Annotated in this window: 11 protein-coding genes; 9 read left to right on the forward strand and 2 right to left on the reverse strand. The window is 74.5% G+C overall.

Annotated elements, in window-relative coordinates; genetic code table 11:
• Positions 1 to 84 precede the first annotated feature (84 nt).
• A complete protein-coding gene (locus tag EV386_RS02435; protein ID WP_130411993.1) occupies positions 85 to 2,631 on the reverse strand; it encodes an ATP-dependent DNA ligase in 2,547 nt (848 codons plus the stop codon).
• Between the two features lie 132 nt (positions 2,632 to 2,763).
• On the opposite strand from EV386_RS02435, the gene EV386_RS02440 reads away from it, so the two are divergent.
• Together EV386_RS02440 and ku are read left to right on the forward strand one after the other, a co-directional pair.
• Positions 2,764 to 3,474, forward strand: coding sequence for a GTP pyrophosphokinase (locus EV386_RS02440; protein ID WP_130416727.1), 711 nt, complete (start codon positions 2,764 to 2,766; stop codon positions 3,472 to 3,474).
• Between the two features lie 93 nt (positions 3,475 to 3,567).
• Positions 3,568 to 4,368 carry a non-homologous end joining protein Ku gene (gene ku / locus EV386_RS02445; RefSeq protein ID WP_130411995.1) on the forward strand — a complete coding sequence of 267 codons (801 nt, stop codon included), beginning with the start codon at positions 3,568 to 3,570 and terminating at the stop codon, positions 4,366 to 4,368.
• On the opposite strand, the gene EV386_RS02450 is transcribed toward ku, so the two are convergent.
• Positions 4,310 to 4,870 (reverse strand): SRPBCC family protein, encoded by a 561-nt coding sequence (locus tag EV386_RS02450; RefSeq protein WP_130411997.1) that lies wholly within the window; start codon positions 4,868 to 4,870, stop codon positions 4,310 to 4,312. The genes ku and EV386_RS02450 overlap by 59 nt on opposite strands.
• A gap of 143 nt (positions 4,871 to 5,013) precedes the next feature.
• On the opposite strand from EV386_RS02450, the gene EV386_RS02455 reads away from it, so the two are divergent.
• The 7 genes from EV386_RS02455 (at position 5,014) to EV386_RS02485 (ending at position 17,777) form a co-directional block, all read left to right on the forward strand.
• A complete protein-coding gene (locus EV386_RS02455) occupies positions 5,014 to 6,948 on the forward strand; it encodes a metallophosphoesterase family protein (RefSeq protein WP_130411999.1) in 1,935 nt (644 codons plus the stop codon).
• A 9-nt stretch (positions 6,949 to 6,957) separates the two neighbouring features.
• Positions 6,958 to 7,644 (forward strand): metal-dependent transcriptional regulator, encoded by a 687-nt coding sequence (locus tag EV386_RS02460; RefSeq protein WP_130412001.1) that lies wholly within the window; start codon positions 6,958 to 6,960, stop codon positions 7,642 to 7,644.
• A 45-nt stretch (positions 7,645 to 7,689) separates the two neighbouring features.
• On the forward strand, positions 7,690 to 8,940 hold the full coding sequence (locus EV386_RS02465; RefSeq protein WP_130412003.1) for an MFS transporter: 1,251 nt from the start codon (positions 7,690 to 7,692) through the stop codon (positions 8,938 to 8,940).
• Between the two features lie 82 nt (positions 8,941 to 9,022).
• Positions 9,023 to 12,031: a leucine--tRNA ligase gene (gene leuS / locus EV386_RS02470; protein ID WP_130412005.1), complete on the forward strand. Its 3,009-nt coding sequence runs from the start codon at positions 9,023 to 9,025 to the stop codon at positions 12,029 to 12,031.
• Between the two features lie 21 nt (positions 12,032 to 12,052).
• On the forward strand, positions 12,053 to 13,600 hold the full coding sequence (locus tag EV386_RS02475) for a DUF3375 domain-containing protein (protein ID WP_130412007.1): 1,548 nt from the start codon (positions 12,053 to 12,055) through the stop codon (positions 13,598 to 13,600).
• Positions 13,597 to 14,328, forward strand: a complete 732-nt coding sequence (locus tag EV386_RS02480) for a DUF4194 domain-containing protein (RefSeq protein WP_130412009.1) — start codon at positions 13,597 to 13,599, stop codon at positions 14,326 to 14,328. Before EV386_RS02475 ends, EV386_RS02480 begins: the two co-directional genes overlap by 4 nt.
• A complete protein-coding gene (locus EV386_RS02485; RefSeq protein ID WP_130412011.1) occupies positions 14,325 to 17,777 on the forward strand; it encodes an ATP-binding protein in 3,453 nt (1,150 codons plus the stop codon). The genes EV386_RS02480 and EV386_RS02485 overlap by 4 nt, the downstream gene beginning before the upstream one ends.
• The last annotated feature ends 59 nt before the right edge of the window (positions 17,778 to 17,836 follow it).

A 17,836-nucleotide genomic window follows, 5' to 3' on the forward strand; every position in this document is an offset into this window, starting at 1 on the left:
GGCCCTGACCTGGCAGCCGCGTGGGCGGCGCGGTTGCGCGGGTCGGTCGGGCCTCGGGCGCGGGGCGCTCGGACGGCGCGCGCCTCAGGCCTCGACGGTGATGTCGTCAGGCGCGACGTCGGTGCGCCAGCCCCGCCAGCGCGCCGCCCGCAGGCGGGCGTCCGGGCCGTCGGCCGTCCAGCCGTCGAACTCGACCTCGGCGACCAGGTGCGGCGTGGCCCAACGGGTGTGCTGTGCGTCGGGGCGCGGCACGCCGTCGAGGGGCGCTGTCGCCCGCTCGACGGCGGCCAGGCGCGTCGCGGCCTCGCGTCGGTCGGCGTCGGTCAGGCCGGTGCCGACCCGGCCCACGTACCGCAGCGCGCCGTCGGGGCCGGGCACAGCGAGCAGGAGGGCGCCCGCGAGCCGCGGATCGGGGTGTGGCTCACCCGCGTGCAGGGGCCGCCACCCGACCACGACCACGTCCTGGGTGCGCGTGTGCTTGAGCTTGAGCCACTGCCGGGTGCGCCGACCCGGTGTGTACGGCGCGTCGCGGCGCTTGGCCATGACGCCCTCGAGCCGCAGCCGCCGCGACGTGGCGAGCGCCGCGGTCAGGTCGCCGTCGAACGCGGGGGGAAGGTGGATGGGCGCGCGTGCGTCGAGCAGCGCCTTGAGCGTGCGGCGGCGCTCGTCATACGGCTCGCAGGTCAGGTCGCGGGCGCCCACCCGCAGGAGGTCGAAGACCATGAGGTCGACCGAGCGCCGCCCCGTGGCGTCCTCGCCGCTCGCGTGTTGGGGGTGCGCGCGCCGCTGCAGGCGGTGGAAGTCGGGGCGCCCGGCCTCGTCGAGCGCGACGATCTCGCCGTCGAGCACCACGGGCAGCGTGTCACCGACCTGGGCCGCCAGGGCGCGCAGCTCGGGGAAGGCCGCGGTCTGGTCCTGCCCGGTGCGCGAGATCAGACGCGCCCGCCCGGCGCCGTCGTCGCCGCGTTCGACGACGGCGAGGGTGCGGAACCCGTCCCACTTCATCTCGAACGCCCACTCGGCGCCCGCGTCGCGCCCCCGCATGCCCCGCACCTGCCCAGGAGTCGCGGCGGAGGCCAGCATGGGCAGCAGCACGTCTCCCAGCGCCGCCGCGTCTCCCTGCGGCACTTTGTCGTCACCTCGTGCGCTCGGGGGCACGAGTTGACGACGAAGTGCCGAGTCGACTGGGTGGCGCAGGGGGTGGGGGCGGGCGGGCTGGGTGAGGTGGGCCAGCCAGTGGGCGCCGTCGGTGTGGATCAGGGCCAGGCGGCGCGAGCCGCGGCGCGCGCTGTGGAGGGTGACGATGACCTCCTCGCCCTCGCGCCACTTCTCCAGGTCGTAGGTGCCCGAGTCCCAGATGGCGACCTCGCCGGCGCCGTACTCGCCGGGCGGGATGACGCCGGCGAAGGCGCCGTAGGCGAGCGGGTGGTCCTCGGTCTGGACGGCGAGGTGGTTGCGGCCCGGGTCCGTGGGCTCGCCCTTGGGCAGGGCCCAGCTCACCAGGACGCCGTCGCGCTCGAGGCGGAAGTCCCAGTGCAGGCGGCGGGCGTGGTGCTCCTGGATGACGAACGTCGGGGTGGGCGTGGTTTCGACAGGCTCAACCACCGGGGGTGGGGCGACGTCGGGCTCCGGAGTGCGGGCCGGGTCGCGCTTGGCGCGGTAGTCGGCGAGGCGCTCAAAGCGGGCGAGGTGCGCGGGGGTCGGCTCCAGGTGGGACAGGTGTCCGGCGGCCAGCCCCGCCAGCAGGTCGCCGTCGCGCGCCACGCGGTCGAGCACCTCGGTGAACGTGAGTTGCCGCAGGCCGGGGTCGTCGAGCTCGTCCCAGGTGCGCGGCGCCGCGACGGTCGGGCGCTCACGCCCACGCAGCGAGTAGGGCGCGATGGTGGTCTTGCTCGCGTTGTTCTGCGACCAGTCGACCAGCACCTTGCCGGCGCGCAGCGACGTGCGCATGTCACTGACCACCAGGTTCGGGTGCTCGGCCTCCAGGTGCCGGGCCAGTTCGTGGGCGACGGCGCTGACCTGGTCGGACGACGGCGGCCGCGCGGCGCCGCGTGCCGAGGCCGCGGCGTGGGGGTCGGCGCTGAGCGCGGCGTACAGATGGATCCCCTTGGACCCGCTGGTGACGGGGATCGGATCCAGGCCCATGCCACGCAGCAGCGTGCGGGCCAGCCGCGCGACCTCGGCGCACTCGGGCAGCCCCGCGCCCGGACCCGGGTCGAGGTCGAGCACGAGCCGGTCGGGCGGCAGGTGGGCGCCGGTGCGTCCCACCCGCCACTGCGGCACGTGCAGCTCGAGCGTCGCGGTCTGGCCCAGCCAGGTCAGCGTGGCCACGTCGTCGACCAGCACGTAGTCGTTCGCGGAGGCCTTGTGCTGGATGCGGTGCGTGACGACCCACGACGGCGTGGACGCGTCGGCGTTCTTCTGGAAGAACACCTGGCCCTCGACGCCGTCAGGCCAGCGCTTGCGCGTCACGGGACGGCGGCGGGCGTGGGGCAGCAGGACAGGCGCGATCCGGGCGAGGTAGTCGATCACCTCGCCCTTGGTCGTGCCGGTGGCCGGGTAGAGCACCTTGTCCAGGTGGGTGAGCTGGACGCGGCGCCCGTCGACGGTCACGGTCAGCGCGCCTGACACAGTGACATCTCAACGCACCTGCCAGCCAGTCGCACGCGCCAGGCGAGCGCGGGGGCCTACGGTGGGCGGGTGACCGACCCCCTCACCCTGCGCCCCTCAGGCTCTCTCGACCCCGCCGAGGTGCGCGCGCTCATGCTCGACCTGCGCCGGCTGATGCTCAGCTACAAGTTCGGGATCGACGCGGTCATGACCAAGATCGGGATCCTGCGCGACGAGTTCCGCCACATCCACGACTACAACCCCATCGAGCACACGGGCTCACGGCTCAAGTCGTTCGAGTCGATCGTCGCCAAGGCCCAGCGCAAGGCGATCCCGCTGACGCTCGACGGCGTGCGCTCGCAGATGTTCGACGTCGCCGGTGTGCGTGTGACGTGCAGCTTCATCTCGGACATCTACCGGGTGCGCGACATGCTCGTGGCGCAAAAAGACCTCACGCTGCTGGAGGAGCGCGACTACATCGCGAACGCCAAGCCCAACGGCTACAAGTCGCTGCACCTGATCGTGCAGGTGCCCGTGTACCTGTCCGACCGGGTCGAGGACGTCATCGTCGAGATCCAGCTGCGCACCATCGCGATGGACTTCTGGGCGAGCCTTGAGCACAAGATCTTCTACAAGTACGGCCAGGAGGTGCCGCGGCACCTGACCGACTCGCTCAAGCTCGCCGCCGACGTCGCCTGGTCGCTCGACAGCTCGATGGAGCGCATCCACGAGGAGGTCAAGGCCCTCGCCGACGACCGCGAGCCGCTGGGCCGTGGCGAGGATCACCTGCGCCCCGAGGAGGTGTTGGAGGCGTTCATGCGCACGGTCGAGGTCGTCGACGACGCCTCCCGTTCGCGCCGCTGACCCACCCGCCCCGACCGCCCCCGCCGGTCGAGCCTGTCGAGGCCCGTACCCGCCGCCCGTGCGAGCCACGGCGGCGCGCGTGACGATGGACCGATGCGGGCCATCTGGAAGGGCGCGGTGACGTTCGGACTCGTCAACGTCCCGGTCAAGCTCTACAGCGCGACCGAGGACCACGACGTGCCGCTGCACCAGGTGCACGACGCCGACGGCGGGCGCATCCGCTACCAGCGCGTGTGCGAGCTCGACGGCGCCGTCGTGCCCTACGAGCACATCGACCGCGCCTACGACGACGGCGAGCACACCGTGGTGCTGTCCAAGGCCGACCTCGCCGACCTGCCCGCCGAGCGCGCCCGTGAGATCGAGGTCGTCGAGTTCGTGCCCTCGGCGCAGATCGACCCGATCATGTTCGACCGGACGTACTACCTGGAGCCCGACTCGACGTCGACCAAGGCGTACGTGCTGCTGCGCCGCACGCTCGGGGAGACCGAGCGCACCGCCGTCGTGAGGTTCGCGCTGCGCCAGCGCACGCGGCTGGCGGCGTTGCGCGTGCGCGGTGACGTGCTGGTGCTGCAGACGCTGCTGTGGTCCGACGAGGTGCGTGAGGCGGCCTTCCCGTCGCTGGAGGACCCGGTCGACGTCACCGACAAGGAGCTCGCGATGTCGCGCCAGCTCGTCGCGAGCTTCGAGGCGGACTTCGCCCCCGAGGCGTTCGAGGACGACTACCAGGCGCAGTTGCGCACGCTCATCGAGGCCAAGATCGAGCGGGGTGAGGCGACCAGCAGCGCGGAGACGTTCGGCCAGGCGGAGCCGGGCGAGGGCGCCGAGGTCATCGACCTCATGGAGGCGCTGCGCAGGAGCGTCGAGGAGGCCAAGGCGCGCCGCGCGAGCGGCTGACCGCCGGCTCGGGCGCTCGCAGGCGCCGCACCAGGCCGCGCTCACCCGCCCGCATGACGGCGGCGTGCGCGGCGGCCAGCACGGGGCGCGGGCAGGCCCGCAGCGCCCGCCCGACGGCGTCGGCGCGCGTGAGCGCGACCGTCCACGTGAGCGTCACCCGCGTTCCGCCGGGCACGGGCGCGACGACGACGGCGCCGAAGCCGCTCAGGTCGCCCGTGGCGCGCAGCAGCGCCCTCCCGGGCGTGGGGGAGCGGCCGGGCGTGGGCTCCGTCACCGACACCAGCATGAGCCCGAAGCGCAGCGACCATCCCAGCGGGCTGCGCACCCGCACCCGCACGCGCGACCAGCGCTCGGCGGTGCGGCCGCCCGAGGCCCGCACCTCCTCGGCCTGCAGCCCGCGCCACCACGTGGGCCAGGTGAAGGCGGGGTCGGCGAGCTCGTCCCACACGGTCGCGACGGGAGCGGGCACCTGCCAGTGGGACACCAGGCGGAAGTGGCGCACGCCCTCATCCTGCGCCCGCGACCCAGGCGTCGCGCGCGCCAGCCGGGTCGCGCCCACAGTGCGGGGACGCTTGCCACGACGAACAGGCGGCGCACCGAGCGACCGTGTTGGCGTCGGGGTCACTCGTCGGTCATGGTTGCCCTGTGGCTGAAGCACCGCGTCGCATCCCTCCGCGCTGGGTGCGCTGGACTCTCGCGTGCGCGGTGGCGTTGGTCGCCTGCGTCGCCTTCGGCGTGCTGACGGCGTCGGCCAACCTGTCGCTGGGCCCGCACGAGGCGCGGTACGAGGTGACGACGAGCGGCGAGATCACAGCCGACCTCGGACCGCTCGGCACGCTGCGCCTCGACTCGCCCGCCGGCCCGTTGGGCGTCGACGTGATCATCAGGGAGATCCCCGCCGACCTGACCGAGATCAGCCAGGCCCGCACGCTGGAGGGCCTGAGCGGCGACCTCGACTCCTACCTCCAGTTCTTCGGCAGCCCGCAGGTGACGATCAACGCCGTCGCGCGCGCGCTGGTGGTGGACGCCGCCCGGCGCACGGGCGTCGCCATCGTGGTGGTGGCGCTCGTCGGCGCCGGGCTGTGGTTCCTGGTCGGGCGGGCGCGACGGCGCGAGCTGACCTCCGCGCTCGCGCCGCGCACCTGGGAGATCACCGCGGGCGTGGCGGTGCTGGGGATCGTGGCGGCCATGCTGGTGTCCGACGACGTCGACACGCCCGCCAACCAGCCGCCCATGTCGCCCGTGTTCGCGGGGACCGCGTTGGAGGGCGCCCGGCTGACCGGTCGGCTCGCCGGCGTCATCGACACCTACGGCGCGCAGCTCGTCGGGATCTACCGCGACAACGAGGAGTTCTACGCGCAGGCGCGCACCGCGCTGCAGGTCGCCTGGGACGAGCAGGCCACGGTGGACCGGCGCATCGCCGCCGCGGCGGCCTCGCAGGGCACGGCCGGGGTGCTCGCCCCGACGCCGGCGGGCTCCCTGGACGCCGAGCCGCCCGACGGGCAGGAGCCCCCGGAGGCTCCTGAGCCCGCTCAGAGCCCTGAGACCACCCCGCCCGCTGAGCCCTCCGCGACTGCGGCGCCCTCCGCGCGGGCGTCGGCCACCCCGTCCGACGCGTCGGACGAGTCCGACGGCGACGACGAGTCGGCCGCGGCCGACGACCGCCTGGTGACCTTCCTCGTGGTCTCCGACCTGCACTGCAACATGAACATGACGCCGCTCATCCGCGACATCGCCGAGCGGGGTGAGGTGGACGCCATCCTCGACGCGGGCGACACGACGATGAACGGCACGGCCGTCGAGAAGGTGTGCGTCGACACCTTCGCCACGGCGCGGCCCCCGGGCGTCCCGATGGTGGTCTCCGACGGCAACCACGACTCCGAGATCATCGCCGCGGCCCAGAAGTCGAACGGGATCACCGTGCTGGACGGCGGGGTTGTCGACGTCGCGGGGGTGCGCATTCTCGGCGACCGCGACCCCAACGAGACGCGCGTCGGCGCCGGCACGTCGTCACGCGGCGAGACGATGAGCGAGGCGGCGCAGCGGCTCACGCAGACGGCGTGCGACGCCGGCGACGTCGACCTGCTGCTGGTGCACACTCCGGCCGTGGGCAACCAGGCGCTCGACTCGGGCTGTGTGCCGTTGCAGGTCTCGGGCCACACGCACCTGCGGCACGACCCGGAGGTGCGCGGCCTGGGCGTGCGGTACATCAACGGCTCGACCGCCGGGGCCAAGTCGGGCCAGCCGACCGTGGGGCCGCTGCACGGGACGGCCGAGATGACACTGCTGCGCTTCGACCTCGACGAGCGGCGGTTCGTCGCCTGGAAGCTGGTCGAGGTGATGCCCGACAAGACCGCGTCGGTCAGCCCGTGGCGCGCCCTCCCGCTGCGCCCGAGCCCGCCAGCGGCCGACGAGGACACCGACGAGGACACCGGCGAGGACGCGGGCCAGGACGCGGGCCAGGACGCCGACGGTGGCGGCGAGGGGCACGCCGAGGGGAGCCCTGAGCAGGGCGCCACGCAGGACGCCCCGCCTGCCACGGCCGGTGAGAGCGCCGGCGACCAGACCGAGCACCCGTAGGCTCGACGCGTGAACCCCGCCGACCTGACACCAGTCGCCCAGGACTATCTCAAGGCCGTCTGGTCGGAGCTCGAGTGGGTTCCGGCGCGCGCCAAGGTGTCGACGGGCCGGCTCGCCGAGCGGCTCGGCGTCGGCCCCTCGACCGCGTCCGAGACGGTGCAGCGCCTGTCCGACCAAGGGCTGCTCGACTACGAGCCGTACAGGGGCGTCGGGCTCACCGAGCGCGGGCGCGCGTACGCGCTGGTCATGGTGCGCCGCCACCGCCTGCTGGAGACGTGGCTCGTCCAGGGGCTCGGCTACGCCTGGGACGAGGTGCACGACGAGGCCGAACGCCTGGAGCACGCCGTCTCCGAGCTGCTCATCGAGCGTCTCGACGCGCTGCTCGGCCACCCGGTGCGCGACCCGCACGGCGACGCCATCCCGACGGGCGACGGACAGGTGGTGCGTCCGGACGCCGTCCCGCTCGCGTCGCTCGCGGCGGGGGAGTCGGGCGTCGTGGCGCGCATCTCGGACGCCGACCCCGGCGACCTGCGACTCCTGGCGAGCCTGGGCATCGCGCTCGACGCCGCGGTGAGCGTGACCGCGCACCTGCCCCGGCGCGACGCCGTCGCGCTCACGTGGTCGCACAGCGGGGTCGCCGGCTCGGGCGAGGTCGACGCGCGGGCCGCGTCGCGGGTGTGGGTCACCAGGGCGTAGGCTCCGACCCCGCACCTCATCGGAAGACCAGGGCGGAGAGCCTGCGTGACCACCACCCGCGGGGCCGCGCGCCCCCACGTCGGCGCCGCGCTGTTCGCGCTGTCGCTCGGCGGCTTCACCATTGGCACGACCGAGTTCGCGACCATGGGGCTGCTGCCCCAGATCGGCGACGAGTTCGCGGTCAGCGACCCCGTCGTGGGCCACGCGATCGCGGCCTACGCGCTCGGCGTCGTGGTCGGCGCCCCGTTGCTGACGGTCGCCGCGGCGCGGATGAGCCGCAAGCGGCTGCTGCTGGCGCTCATGGGCGCCTACACGCTCGCCAACCTGGCCTCGGCCGCGGCGCCGAGCGTCGAGCTGCTCGTGGTCGGGCGGTTCCTCGCCGGTCTGCCGCACGGCGCGTTCTTCGGTGTGGGAGCCGCCGTCGGGGCCGCCGTCGCGGGGCCGGGGCGCCGCGGGCACGCGGTGTCGATGATGATGACGGGTCTGACGGTCGCGAACGTCGTGGGCGTGCCCGCCTCGACGTTCGTGGGGCAGCAGTTCGGCTGGCGCGTGGCGTTCTTGCTGATCGGCGTGCTCGGCGCGGCCACGCTCGCGGGGCTGGCGGCGTTCGTGCCGCACGACGGCCCGGTGGACTCCTCGGTCGCCCAGGAGTTGCGCTCGCTGCGCAACGGTCCGCTGTGGATCGGGTTCCTCGCGGGAGCGATCGGGTTCGGCGGGCTGTTCGCCGTCTACTCCTACGTGGCGCCCACCATGACCAAGGCGGCGGGGCTCGCACCGGGGCATGTGCCGTGGGTGCTGGCGGTGTTCGGCGTCGGCATGACGGCGGGCACGCTGCTGGGCGGTCGGCTCGCGGACCGGAACGTGCTGCGCACCGTGATCGGCGGGTTCGTCGCCACGGGGGCGACGCTCGTGCTGTTCGCCCTGGTGGGGCGTTGGGCGGCGCCCGCGATCGGCGCGCTGTTCCTGCTGGGCGTGACCTCGCAGGTGCTGGGCCTGTCGATGCAGACGCGGCTCATGGAGCTGTCCCCGCGCGCACAGTCGCTCGGCGCGGCGCTGTGCCACTCGGCGCTCAATGTCGGCAACGCCTCGGGCGCGTTCTTCGGCGGTCTGGTCATCGCGGCGGGATGGGGCTACCTCGCGCCCGCCTGGACCGGCGTCGGGCTCACCGCGCTGGGCCTGGCCCTGGTGCTCGTCCTCGGGCGTCAGCCGGCGCGGCGTCACGACGACGTCGCGGCCTCGGTCGCGCAGGCGCTCGGCGGCCTCGACGACGCCGGGGACGGGCGCGAGGCGCGGTAGCGGCGCCCGCGGCTGGCGCCTCGGCGTCGGACCGAGGCCACCGGCCGGTCGTGCGCCGGGGCCCGCATTAGGATGGCGAGTCGTGAGCACGTCCGACGCCGCCCAGGCCACCCCGGTTTCCGAGTCCTCCCGCGAGCCCGCCTTCCGGTACACCCCCGCCCTCGCGCAGCAGATCGAGCAGCGTTGGCAGGACCGCTGGGAGGAGCGCGGCACGTTCCACGCCGCGAACCCGACGGGCGAGCTCACCGGGACCGGCGGCGCCCGCGCCACCGGCGACCCCTACTTCATCATGGACATGTTCCCGTACCCCTCGGGCGCCGGGCTGCACGTGGGCCACCCGCTCGGCTACATCGCCACCGACGTCGTCGGGCGATTCCGGCGCATGTGCGGCGACAACGTGCTGCACGCGCTGGGCTACGACGCGTTCGGCCTGCCGGCCGAGCAGTACGCGGTCGCCACGGGCCAGCACCCGCGCGTCACCACCGAGGCCAACATCGCGACCATGCGCCGCCAGCTGCGGCGCATGGGCCTGGCGCACGACCCGCGCCGCTCGTTCGCCACCATCGACCCCGAGTACGTGCGCTGGACGCAGTGGATCTTCCTGCAGATCTTCGACTCCTGGTACGACGCCGACGCCGTCCGCCCCGACCCTGCGACAGGCTCGGGACAGGGCGGGCGCGGGCGCGCGCGCCGGATCTCGGAGCTGCGCGACGAGCTGGCCGCGGGTGTGCGGCCTGTGCCCGGCTACCCCGAGGGCACGGCGTGGGCCGACCTGACCGCGCTGGAGCAGCGCGACGTCATCGACGCCCAGCGCCTGGCCTACGTGGATGAGTCGCCCGTCAACTGGGCGCCCGGCCTGGGCACCGTCCTGGCCAACGAGGAGGTCACCGCCGACGGGCGCTCCGAGCGCGGCAACTTCCCGGTGTTCACCAAGGCGCTGCGCCAGTGGAAGATGCGCATCACGGCCTACGCCGACCGCCTGACCGACGACCTCGCGCTGATCGACTGGCCCGAGAAGGTCAAGTCGATGCAGCGCAACTGGATCGGGCGCTCGTCGGGCGCCACTGTCCGGTTCGACGTCGTCGGCACCGCCGACTTCGACGCCGCGGGCGCCGGCGAGAGCGTCGAGGTCTTCACCACGCGGCCCGACACGCTGTTCGGCGCCACGTTCATGGTCGTGGCGCCCGAGCACCCGCTGCTTGACGAGGTGCCCGCCCGGTGGCCCGACGGCGCCAAGGGCGCCTGGACGGGCGGGCACGAGAGCCCGGTCGCGGCCGTGGCCGCCTACCGCCGTGAGGCGGCCGCCAAGACCGCCGTCGAGCGGCAGGCCGACGCCGGCAAGAAGACGGGCGTGTTCTCGGGCCACCTGGCGATCAACCCGCTCACCGGCACGTACATCCCCGTCTTCACCGCCGACTACGTGCTCATGGGCTACGGCACCGGTGCGATCATGGCCGTGCCTGGCGGCGACGAGCGTGACTACGCGTTCGCCCGCGCGTTCGACCTGCCGGTGGTCTACACCGTCGCGCCCGAGGGTGGCCTGCCCGAGGGCATCGACGCCGCGTGGACCGGCGACGGTGTGGCCATCAACAGCCCCGCGCCCGACGCCGGCGACATCCCCGCCCGCGACCTGGTGCTCAACGGCCTGGGCGTCGCCGAGGCCAAGGCCCGCGCCACCGCGTGGCTCGAGGAGCACGGCGTCGGCGCGGGCACGACGACCTACCGCCTGCGCGACTGGCTGTTCAGCCGCCAGCGCTACTGGGGCGAGCCGTTCCCCATCCTGTGGGACGAGGACGAGCGCCCGGTCGCGCTGCCCGAGTCGCTGCTGCCCGTCGACCTGCCTGACGTGCCCGACTACTCCCCGCGCACGTTCGACCCCGAGGACAAGGACTCCGAGCCCGAGGCGCCGCTGGGGCGCAACGCCGAGTGGGTCGAGGTCACGCTCGACCTGGGCGACGGGCCCAAGCGCTACCGCCGCGACACCAACACCATGCCCAACTGGGCGGGCTCGTGCTGGTACTACCTGCGCTACCTCGACCCGACCAACTCGGGCCCGGCGGCCGGGGCCGTCGTCGACCCGGCGCTCGACGAGTACTGGCTCGGCCCGCGCCACAACCCGACATCGGGTCCCGCGGGCGGTGTCGACCTGTACGTGGGCGGCGTCGAGCACGCCGTGCTGCACCTGCTGTACGCGCGGTTCTGGCACAAGGTGCTGCACGACCTGGGCTTCGTCAGCTCGGCCGAGCCGTTCGGGCGCCTGTTCAACCAGGGCTACATCCAGGCCTACGCGTTCCGCGACGCCCACGGGTTCCCCGTCCCTGCGGCCGAGGTCGTCGAGGAGGCGGGCGCCGACGGGGGCAGCGTCTACACCTGGCAGGGCCAGCCGGTCACGCGCGAGTACGGGAAGATGGGCAAGTCCCTCAAGAACGTCGTGACGCCCGACGAGATGTACGAGGCGTACGGCGCTGACACCTTCCGCGTGTACGAGATGTCGATGGGCCCGCTGGACCTGTCGCGGCCGTGGAACACGCGTGACGTCGTGGGCTCGCAGCGGTTCCTGCAGCGCCTGTGGCGCAACGTCGTGGACGAGGAGACGGGCGAGGTGACCGTCACGGACGCCGCGCCGTCGGACGAGACGCTGCGCGCGCTGCACCGCACCATCGCCGACGTGACGGCCGAGATGCGGGGCATGCGCCCCAACACGGCCATCGCCAAGCTGATCACGCTCAACAACCACCTGACGGGGCTGGACTCGGTCCCGCGGGCCGCCGTCGAGCCGCTGGTGCAGATGGTCGCGCCGCTCGCGCCGCACATCGCCGAGGAGCTGTGGGAACGGCTGGGGCACCCCGAGTCGCTGGCGTACGAGCCGTTCCCGGTGGCCGACCCGCGCTACCTGGTCGAGGAGACCGTGACCTGCGTGGTGCAGGTGCAGGGCAAGGTGCGCGGGCGCCTGGAGGTGTCCCCGTCGATCGGTGACGACGAGCTTTCGGCCGCTGCCCTCGCCGAGCCGAACGTGGTCAAGGCGATGGACGGCAAGCCGGTGCGCAAGGTGATCGTGCGCGCCCCGAAGCTGGTCAACATCGTCGTCTAGGGACGCGGTCGACAAGCGTCCATGAATCGCATCGAAGGCTCCTACACGGGGGTGCTGCGCGCGTTCCGCAGCCCCATGCTCGCGCTGCTGCACAAGCGCGACGCGCCGCTGGTGGTCGCGCTGCTGTCGAGCGTGTTCCGCCCCGACCGCGCGGTGGTGCAGGTCGCCGACGCGCACACCGAGATCGCCGACGCGATCGCCCAGCTGCGCGCGGCCGGATACGACGACCTGCCCGACCGCCCGGCGCGCGAGCTGTGCCGATGGTGGGTCGAGGCGGGCTGGCTGGTGCGCCAGGCCGACGACGCCCGCGACGCCGGCGCGCCCGCGGCGGGACGGGGCGAGGGCGGGGAGACCTACCGGCTGTCCGCGCACGCGGTCGGCGCCCTGGACGTCGCGGGGCGCGCCGGGGGAGGGCACGCTCGGGTGACGCGCTCGCGCGTGCTCACGCTGCTGGAGGCCGTCGAGCGGCTGGCCGACGACGCCAACCCCGACGCGCTCGCGCGCATCGCCCGGCTGACGCGCGAGATCGAGGTGCGCGAGACCGAGCGTGCGCGGCTCGAGCGCGACGGCGTGGTTGAGCCGGTCGACGACGAGCAGCTGCTCGAGGCGGCCGAGAACGTGCTGGCGCTCGTGCGCGAGCTGCCCGCGGACTTCGCGCGCGTCGCCGAGTCGATCCGGTCGATCCAGCGCGAGACGGTCACGGCCCTGCGGCAGGACGAGCGTCCCACCGGCGAGGTGCTGCGCGACTACCTGGACCGCGCCGAGCACCTCATGGACGCGACCGCGGAGGGTCGCGCGTTCGCCGGCGCCCGGCGTCTGCTCGACGACCCGCAGCGCCTGGACCAGCTCGCCGACTGCCTCGACCTCATCGTGCGGCACCCGTTCGCGTCCCGGCTGCCGCAGCGGCAGCGGGCCGAGCTGCACGCCATCACACAGCGCATCGAGCAGGGCTTCGTCGACGTGCTCACGGCGCAGCGGCAGGCGTCGCGCGTCATCACGACGCAGGTGCGCCACCACGATCCGCTGCGCGACCGGCAGGTCGACGACCTGTTGCGCGACGTCATCGCGGGGCTCGGGGCGTGGATGCCGACGACGCGGCGCGCGCAGCCCGTCGACCCGCTGCGCCGCCTGCCGCGCGCCGGCGTCGGGCGGCTGCGCACGACGCTCGCGGACCTGCGCCCGGCCGACGGCCCGCAGCCGCTCGCGGAGTGGGACGACGACGGCGACGAGCCGTCGCTGGAGCACGCGCAGGCGTGGGGCGGGCCGCGCTACCCGCAGCTCGCGGCGCTGCTCGCGCAGGCGGACGCCGACGGCGGCCCGGTGGACGTCGCCGCGGTGTTCTCGGGCGCCGACGACGGGCTGCGCCGCCCCGTCGACCTCGTGGGCCTGCTGGAGCTCGGCGCGCGCCATGGGCTGGTCGAGCGCGACGAGGTCGCCGTCGTCGAGGCCGTGCGCCCCGACGGCACCCGGCGGCGGCTCGCGTTCGAGGGGGTCGCGCTGACCCGCGGGCCCGAGCCGAGTGGCGCCGACCAGGGCGAACACGACGATCACACCGAAGGGGACCAATGACCGACGTCGACGCCGAGGTGGGCGCCGAGCAGGACGGGTTCATCGAGCCCGTCGCGATGGAGTCCGACCCGGTCGAGCTGTTCGCCGGAGACACCGGCACGCTCGACCCGGCCGCCCGGGTCGTGCTCGTGGACCTGCTGCGCCGCCGCCACCTGTCGGCAGAGCGCACGCCCGAGCGGTGGAGGGCGCTGCTGGAGCATCAGACGGTCATCGAGTCCCGGCTGCACGACTTGTTCGTCACGCTCGTGGTCGACCGCGACCGCGGCATCGCCTACAAGCGGCAGGTGCGCACGGGCGAGGTCGACATCCCGATCCTGCTGCGCGACGAGGCGTACACCCGTGTCGAGACGGTGCTGCTGGTCCAGCTGCGCACGCTGCACCAGCAGGAGTCCCGCGCGGGGCAGACGGCGGCGCGCGTCGACGCGGAGGAGCTTGAGCAGTGGGTGCTCAGTTATCTCGACCCCGCCGAGACGAACCGCGCGCTGCGCCAGCGCGAGGTGCGCGCCGCGATCGCCAAGCTCGTGACCGAGGGCTTCCTCGTGGAGGAGGCGCCCGGGCGCTACCGCGTCACCGCCTTGGTGGAGGTGGTGCTGCCGATCGACAAGCTCGCCGAGCTGGCCGCGTGGCTGCGCGCCGGGGGAGTCTCGCCCGACGGCCCCGGCCCCGACGGGCTCGGCGTCGTCGCAGCCGGCGGCGATGGCGACGATGACGAGGAGGACGACGAATGACGATGGTCGACACCCTCTTCGGGCTCATCCCGGCGGCCTCCACGGGGCAGCAGTGGGTCGCCCGGGACCTGCAGGTGGTCAACTGGGGCGGCTACGACGGGCCGCACCGCGTGCGCCTGGCCTCGACCGCGACGCTGCTCGCGGGCGGGTCGGGCTCGGGCAAGTCCACGCTCATGGACGCCTACATCGCGCTGCTCATGCCGCACACCACACCGTTCAACGGCGCGTCCAACGGCGGCGTCGTCGGCCGGCCTCGCGGCAAGGACCAGCGCAACGTCATCTCGTACGCGCGCGGCAAGCTCGACGAGTCGCGCACCGCGGACGGCACGCGTGAGCGCGTGCTGCGCGGTGACGGCCGCGACACGTGGACCGCGATCGCGATGACCTGGGCCGACCAGTCGGGTGGCGAGCTCACCGCGATCCGCGCCTGGTACGTGCCCGCGGGCGCGACCACCATGGACGCGCTGACCGCGGTCCGCGCGACGGTCGCCGGGCCGTTCGCCCTGCGCGGGCTGGCTCCAGCGGCCGAGCAGCGCTTCGCGCGTGCGAGCCTGACGGCGCTGGGGCTCACCTGCTTCGACACCGACCGCGAGTTCGCGGCCCGGCTGTACTCGACCCTGGGCATCGGCGCCGCGGGCGGCGGGGACAAGGCCGTGGGCCTGCTCGCGCGCATCCAGGCGGGCCAGCAAATCACCACGGTCGACGCCCTGTACAAGTCGATGGTGCTCGAGGAGCCCGAGACGCTCGCCAAGGCCGACGTCGTCGTCGAGCACTTCGACGAGCTCGCCGGCACACGCGAGCAGATGCTCACCGCGCAGCAGCAGGTGCGAACGCTCGCGCCCATCCGCGCCCATCGCGCCGCGGTCGACGCCGCACGCGATCGGCTGGCCGTCGTCGACGGCGTCACGCGCTCGGCGTCGGGCGACGGCGGGACGGGCGACGACTCTCCGCTCGGGCTGTGGCGCGCCGAGCGGCGCGCGGTGCTGCTGCGCGCGCTCGAGGACGACGTGCGCCGCCAATCGCGCGCCGCCTCCGACCGTGTGCGCGACCTGGATGCGGCGGTCAAGGGCGGCAAGGCCGAACTCGACGCGATCCGGGCCCAGCTGTGGGCCGCGGGCGGCGAGCGGCTGCACCAGGCCGAGGGTGAGCGCTCGCGCGCCGAGGCCGCGCTCGCCGAGGCGCGCAAGCGGCGCGGGCGCCTCGACGGCGCGCTCGAGGTGCTCGGCACGAGCGTGTCAGGCAAGGCCGACTTCGACCGCATCGTGGCCGCGGCCCAGGTGCGGCTCGCCGACCACCAGGACCGGCATGCCGCCTTCGAGGCGCGCGACCGGGCGCGTGACGCCCAGGTCGCCGCCGAGCGCGACCTGGCAGAGGTGACCGCCGAGCGCGAGGCCTTGGCCGCGCGCCACGGCAACGTCCCCGAGCCCTTGCACCGCGCCCGCGTGGCGCTGGCGCACGCCGCGGGCCTCGACGTCGACGACCTACCGTTCGTCGCCGAGCTGGTCGAGGTCCGCACCGAGCACGAGCCGTGGCGCGAGGCCTTCAACCTGGCCCTCGGCGCGTTCGCGACGACGCTCCTGCTCGACGCCGCGCACCTGGACCGGTTCCGCTCCGCGATCGACGCCGTCCCGTCCGCGGTGCGGCTGCGCTTCGAGGGCGTGCCCACCGGCGTCGTGAGCCAGTCGCGGCCCGACCCGGCGACGCTGCCGGGGCGCCTCGACCACGCGGGCGGCCCGTTCGAGGGCTGGCTGCGCGAGCGCCTCGCCGAGCGGTTCGCGTTCACGTGCGTCGACTCGCCCGACGAGCTGTCCCGGCACGCCAAGGCGCTGACCCGCGCGGGCCAGACCTCCGAGGGGTCTCGCGGGGCGCACGGCGGGCGCGGGCGCGCCAACGTGCTCGGCTTCACCAACGCCCGTCGCCTGGCCGAGCTCGACCGCGAGATCGAGTCCGCCACAACCGTGCTGCGCGCCGCGGCCGAGGCCTTCCGGGGGGCGGCGCTGCGGCTCGACGCGGTCGAGGACCAGGCCGCGGCGGCGCGCGTCGTCGTCGAGCTCACCTGGGACGCCGTCGACGTCGAGGCGGCGCAGGACGCGTGCCGACGCTGGCGTGACGTCATCGACCAGGCTCGCGCCGAGCACCCCGACCTCGACGACCTGCGCTCGCGCGCCGGCGAGGTCGACGCCCGCGTCGACGCGCTGACGCAGGACCTCGGCCTCGCCAAGGGCCTGGCCGCTGAGCTGCAGGCCCGATGGGAGCAGGTCACCGACGACGTCGACGCCGCCCAGCGCGTGCTCGACGCCGCCGCGGACCGGGGCGAGGGCGTCGACGAGCGTCAGCGCGCCTACCTCGACGAGGTGCTGGCCGACGCGCCCGCCGCGGGCGGCGACGGCGTCGGCGGCTCGCGGGAGAGCGAGGACCCGCAGGCCGCGCTCGCCGCGTTCGACGCCGTCGTCTCGCGCGCCGCAGAACGCCTGCGGCACGACCGCGAGACCGCGGCGACCGCCGTCGAGACGCATCGCGACGCGCTGAGGGCGGCGTTCGAGGGCTTCAAGCGCCAGTGGGACGACCCCAACCTCGGCGCCGACCCTGACGAGTCGTACGCGGACTACGAGCGCGTGCTCACGACGCTGGAGACCGACCGGCTGCACGAGCTCGAGGCCGACTGGCGCCGCAGCCTGCTGCGCATGTCGGGTGATGACCTGACGGACCTGGAGCGCACCATCTCCCGGTCGCTGCGCGAGATCACCGAGCGCATCGACCCCGTCAACCGCATCCTCGCCGACCTGCCCTTCGCCGACGACGACCATCGCCTGCGCATCGACGCGCGCCCCGTCCAGTCCGCGCTCGTCTCCCGGTTCCGCCGCGAGTTGCGCGACGTGCGCGAGCTGCTGTCGTCCCAGGCGAGCGACGCCGATCGCGAGGCCCGGTACGCCCGCATGGCGCGCCTCATCGACCGCCTGCGGCCGGGCGCCCCCGACCGCGCCGACCTCATCGACGTGCGCCGCCACGTGCGGCTGTCGGCCGAGAAGGTCGACCTGGCCGGCGCGCACGTCGCCCTGTACGACCACATCGGTGAGAAGTCGGGCGGCGAGTCCCAAGAGCTCGTCGCGTTCATCGTCGGCGCCGCGCTGCGCTACCAGCTCGGCGACGCGGGAGCCGAGCGGCCCCGCTACGCGCCCGTCCTGCTCGACGAGGCCCTCATCAAGGCCGACGCGCAGTTCTCGGGCCGGGCCGTCGGCGCCTGGCGCGGGCTCGGCTTCCAGCTCGTGGTGGGCGCGCCCAACGACAAGGTCAGCGCCCTGGAGCCGCACGTCGACGCCTCGTACGTGGTGACCAAGGACGCCTCGGGGCGCTCGCGGGCGCGCGCCGTCGTGGGCCTGGCCGACGAGGACGGCCACCGCGCGGCGGTCACGTCGGGCGCCGCGGGCCCGCCCGCCGCCGCGCGCTGAGCGACAGCCGCGCGCCCGCGACCGGGGGCGCGCGGCGGGCTCGCGCGCGGGGTGTTCGA

The sequence above is a fragment of the Xylanimonas ulmi genome (assembly GCF_004216535.1).
GTDB lineage: Bacteria > Actinomycetota > Actinomycetes > Actinomycetales > Cellulomonadaceae > Xylanimonas > Xylanimonas ulmi.

What these genes read in the sequence shown, in the direction of transcription:
- EV386_RS02485 (WP_130412011.1), top strand. Translation starts at nt 14,325, where the DNA reads ATGACGATGGTCGACACCCTCTTCGGGCTCATCCCGGCGGCCTCCACG.
- EV386_RS02440 (WP_130416727.1), top strand. Translation starts at nt 2,764, where the DNA reads ATGCTCGACCTGCGCCGGCTGATGCTCAGCTACAAGTTCGGGATCGAC.
- EV386_RS02475 (WP_130412007.1), top strand. Translation starts at nt 12,053, where the DNA reads ATGAATCGCATCGAAGGCTCCTACACGGGGGTGCTGCGCGCGTTCCGC.
- ku (WP_130411995.1), top strand. Translation starts at nt 3,568, where the DNA reads ATGCGGGCCATCTGGAAGGGCGCGGTGACGTTCGGACTCGTCAACGTC.
- EV386_RS02480 (WP_130412009.1), top strand. Translation starts at nt 13,597, where the DNA reads ATGACCGACGTCGACGCCGAGGTGGGCGCCGAGCAGGACGGGTTCATC.